Raw genomic sequence first — 4,316 nt, forward strand, 5'->3', positions numbered from 1 at the left:
TCGGCGACGCCGGCCGCATCGTCTCCCTGGAGCACTTCGGCGCCTCCGCCGACGGCAAGGTCCTCTTCCAGGAGTACGGCTTCACTCCCGAGAACGTGGCGGCTCAGGCGCGGGAATCCCTCGCCGCCGCCCAGCGCTGACGCTCACACACGACCCGTAGGAGATGTAATTCCATGACAGACGCACTCAAGCGCCTCTCCGAGGAGGGCGTCGCGATCTGGCTGGACGACCTGTCGCGCAAGCGGATCACGTCCGGCAACCTCGCCGAGCTGATCGACCAGCAGCACGTCGTGGGCGTCACCACCAACCCGTCGATCTTCCAGAAGGCGATCTCCCAGGGCGACGGCTACGACCAGCAGCTCTCCGACCTCGCCTCCCGCGGGGTCACGGTCGAAGAGGCCATTCGCATGATCACGACGGCGGACGTCCGCGACGCCGCCGACATCCTGCGCCCGGTCTTCGACGCCACCGGCGGCCAGGACGGCCGGGTGTCCATCGAGGTGGACCCGCGTCTCGCGCACCACACCAAGCCGACGGTCGCCGAGGCCAAGCAGCTCGCGTGGCTGGTCGACCGCCCCAACACGCTGATCAAGATCCCGGCCACGATGGGCGGCCTCCCGGCCATCACCGAGGTCATCGGCCTCGGCATCAGCGTCAACGTCACGCTGATCTTCTCCCTCGAGCGCTACCGCCAGGTCATGGACGCCTACCTGTCCGGCCTGGAGCAGGCCAAGGATCGCGGCCTGGACCTGTCGAAGATCCACTCCGTGGCGTCCTTCTTCGTGTCCCGCGTGGACACCGAGATCGACAAGCGCCTCGACGCGCTCGGCACCGACGAGGCCAAGGCCGCCCGCGGCAAGGCCGGCCTCGCCAACGCCCGCCTCGCCTACCAGGCGTACGAGGAGGTCTTCGCCGGCGAGCGCTGGGCCGCGCTGGAGAAGGCGGGCGCCAACAAGCAGCGTCCGCTGTGGGCCTCCACCGGCGTGAAGGACCCCGCGTACAAGGACACCCTGTACGTGGACGACCTGGTGGCGCCGAACACGGTGAACACCATGCCGGAGGCGACCCTGTTCGCGGCCGAGGACCACGGCGACATCACCGGCAACACCGTCGCCGGCACCTACGAGCAGGCCCGCGCCGAGATCGACGCCGTCGAGAAGCTGGGCATCTCCTACGACGAGGTGGTGCAGCTCCTCGAGGACGAGGGCGTCGACAAGTTCGAGGCGTCCTGGAACGACCTGCTCAAGTCGACCGAGGCGGAGCTCCAGCGCCTCGCCCCCTCGAAGGGCTGAGAATTTGTCGAGCAGCAACCCGCTGCGTGACCCCGCCGACCGACGGCTCCCGCGTATCGCGGGGCCGTCGGGCCTGGTCATCTTCGGCGTCACGGGCGATTTGTCCCGGAAGAAGCTCATGCCCGCCGTGTACGACCTCGCCAACCGGGGTCTGCTGCCGCCGGGCTTCTCCCTGGTCGGTTTCGCCCGCAGGGAGTGGGAGCACGAGGACTTCGCGCAGGAGGTCCACGACGCCGTCAAGGAGCACGCCCGCACGCCCTTCCGCGAGGAGGTCTGGCAGCAGCTCGTCCAGGGCATGCGCTTCGTGCAGGGCACCTTCGACGACGACGACGCGTTCGACCGGCTGCGCGCCACGATCGACGAACTCGACCGGGCTCAGGGGACGGGCGGCAACTTCGCCTTCTACCTCTCGGTGCCGCCGCGTTCCTTCCCGGTGGTCATCAAGCAGCTGAAGAAGCACGGCCTGGCCGACCAGCAGAACGGCTCCTGGCGACGCGCGGTCATCGAGAAGCCGTTCGGCCACGACCTCGCCTCGGCCGAGGAGCTCAACAAGGTCGTCCACGAGGTCTTCGGCTCGGACCAGGTCTTCCGCATCGACCACTACCTGGGCAAGGAGACCGTCCAGAACATCCTGGCGCTCCGCTTCGCCAACACCATGTTCGAGCCGATCTGGAACCGGTCCTTCGTGGACCACGTGCAGATCACCATGGCCGAGGACATCGGCATCGGCGGCCGGGCCGGCTACTACGACGGCATCGGCGCCGCCCGCGACGTCATCCAGAACCACCTCCTGCAGCTCATGGCGCTGACCGCCATGGAGGAGCCCGCATCCTTCGACGCGGACGCGCTGGCCGCGGAGAAGACCAAGGTCCTCGGCGCCGTCCGGCTGCCGAAGGACCTGGGCCGCGACACCGTGCGCGGTCAGTACGCGGCGGGCTGGCAGGGCGGCGAGAAGGCCGTCGGCTACCTCGAAGAGGACGGCATCGACCCCAAGTCGAAGACCGACACCTACGCGGCCGTCAAGCTGGGGGTGGACAACCGCCGCTGGGCGGGCGTCCCGTTCTACCTGCGCACCGGCAAGCGGCTCGGCCGGCGGGTCACCGAGATCGCGGTCGTCTTCCAGCGGGCCCCGCACTCCCCCTTCGACTCCACGGCCACCGAGGAGCTCGGGGCGAACGCCATCGTCATCCGGGTCCAGCCGGACGAGGGCATCACGGTCCGCTTCGGCTCCAAGGTGCCCGGCACCTCCATGGAGATCCGGGACGTGTCGATGGACTTCGCCTACGGCGAGTCGTTCACCGAGTCCTCCCCCGAGGCGTACGAGCGGCTGATCCTGGACGTGCTGCTGGGCGACTCGAACCTCTTCCCGCGCACCGAGGAGGTCGAGCTGTCCTGGAAGATCCTCGACCCGATCGAGCAGCACTGGGACAAGAACGGCAGGCCCGCACAGTACCCGTCGGGCACCTGGGGACCGGTCGAGGCCGACGAGATGCTCGAGCGAGACGGACGGAGCTGGCGCCGGCCATGAAAACGGACCTCACGGACACCACTGCCAGCAAGATCAACAAGGCGTTGGTGCAGGGCCGCCGTGCGATAGGCACTCCCGCCGTCGGCATGGTGCTCACCCTCGTCGTCGTCACGGACGAGGAGAACGCCTACGACGCCCTGAAGGCCGCCGACGACGCGTCGCACGAGCACCCCTCGCGCACGCTCGTGGTCATCAAGCGCGTCTCCCGCTCCTCCCGTGGCCGCACCCAGTCCCGCCTCGACGCCGAGGTGCGGCTGGGCGCGGACGCCGGCAGCGGCGAGACGGTCATCCTCAGGCTGTACGGCGAGGTCTCCGACCACGCCCAGTCCGTCGTGCTGCCGCTGCTGCTGCCCGACGCACCCGTGGTGGTCTGGTGGTCGGTGGACGCTCCGCGCGACCCCGCGGGCGATCCGCTGGGCGCGCTGGGCCAGCGCCGGGTCACCGACAGCTACACGGCGGAGAAGCCCGTCGACGAGCTGCGCTCGCGCGCCGAGAGCTACGAGCCGGGCGACACCGACCTCGCGTGGGCCCGGATCACCCCTTGGCGTTCCATGCTGGCCGCCGCGCTCGACCAGGTCAGCTGCGAGATCGTGTCCGCCGAGGTGGCGGGCGAGGAGTCCAACCCGAGCGTCGAGCTGCTCGCCATGTGGCTCGCCGACCGACTCCATGTGCACGTCCGGCGCGCGGTCTCGGCCGGACCCGGTCTGACCCAGGTGCGGATGGAGACCACCGGCGGCCCGATCACACTGCACCGGTCGGACGGGGCGATGGCCACCCTGGCGCTGCCCGGCCAGCCGGACCGGGCGGTCGCGCTCAAGCGCCGGGAGACGTCCGAGCTGCTCGCGGAGGAGCTGCGCAGGCTCGACCCCGACGACACGTACGCGTCCGCCCTGCGGTTCGGCGTGGACCGGCTGGGCGGTCTCCAGTCGGCCGCCGAGCGGGTGGCGGAGCGGGCCGAGGCGGCCTCCCAGCCGCCGCCCTCCCTCCCCGTCCGCGGGGTGCCGGAACCGGCTGCCGCCGGCCGTGACTCCGCTCCGGCGGCCCCGGCCGCCGCGCCCGGCCCCGGTGACGCCGACCGGCCGTCTCCGGCGCAGATGCCCCCGGTCAGGAAGGCGGATCCGCAGTGAAGACGCCCCAGCTGGTCGTGCACCGCGACAAGGAGCTGATGGCACAGGCCGCGGCGGCCCGTCTGATCACGAAGATCGTGGACGCCCAGGCCTCCCGTGGCCAGGCGTCCGTGGTCCTCACCGGCGGCCGCAACGGCAACGGTCTGCTGGCCGCGCTGGCCGCCGCGCCCGCCCGTGACGCCGTCGACTGGAGCCGTCTCGACCTGTGGTGGGGCGACGAGCGGTTCCTGCCCGAGGGCGACCCGGAGCGCAACGACACGCAGGCCCGTGAGGCCCTGCTGGACTCCGTCCCCGTGGACCCGAAGCGCGTGCACGCCATGCCCGCGTCGGACGGTCCGCACGGCGCCGACGTGGAGGAGGGGGGGGGGG

General features: G+C 71.0%; 4 protein-coding genes. All 4 read left to right on the forward strand.

The annotated features are described in order from the left end of the window. Window positions 1-173 precede the first annotated feature (173 nt). A complete protein-coding gene (gene tal, locus ACN6LD_RS41765) occupies window positions 174-1,292 on the forward strand; it encodes a transaldolase (RefSeq protein WP_057581203.1) in 1,119 nt (372 codons plus the stop codon). Window positions 1,293-1,296: 4 nt separating this feature from the next. Then, window positions 1,297-2,820 (forward strand): glucose-6-phosphate dehydrogenase, encoded by a 1,524-nt coding sequence (gene zwf, locus ACN6LD_RS41770; RefSeq protein WP_057581202.1) that lies wholly within the window; start codon window positions 1,297-1,299, stop codon window positions 2,818-2,820. Further along, entirely contained in the window at window positions 2,817-3,947 is a 1,131-nt protein-coding gene (gene opcA, locus ACN6LD_RS41775) for a glucose-6-phosphate dehydrogenase assembly protein OpcA (RefSeq protein ID WP_319197791.1), read from the forward strand. The genes zwf and opcA overlap by 4 nt, the downstream gene beginning before the upstream one ends. Next, window positions 3,944-4,316, forward strand: a 373-nt coding sequence (locus ACN6LD_RS41780; protein ID WP_445045894.1) for a 6-phosphogluconolactonase, incomplete at its 3' end; no start/stop codon positions are given. The genes opcA and ACN6LD_RS41780, both read left to right, overlap by 4 nt.

It is taken from the genome of Streptomyces sp. SAS_272, from assembly GCF_052543235.1.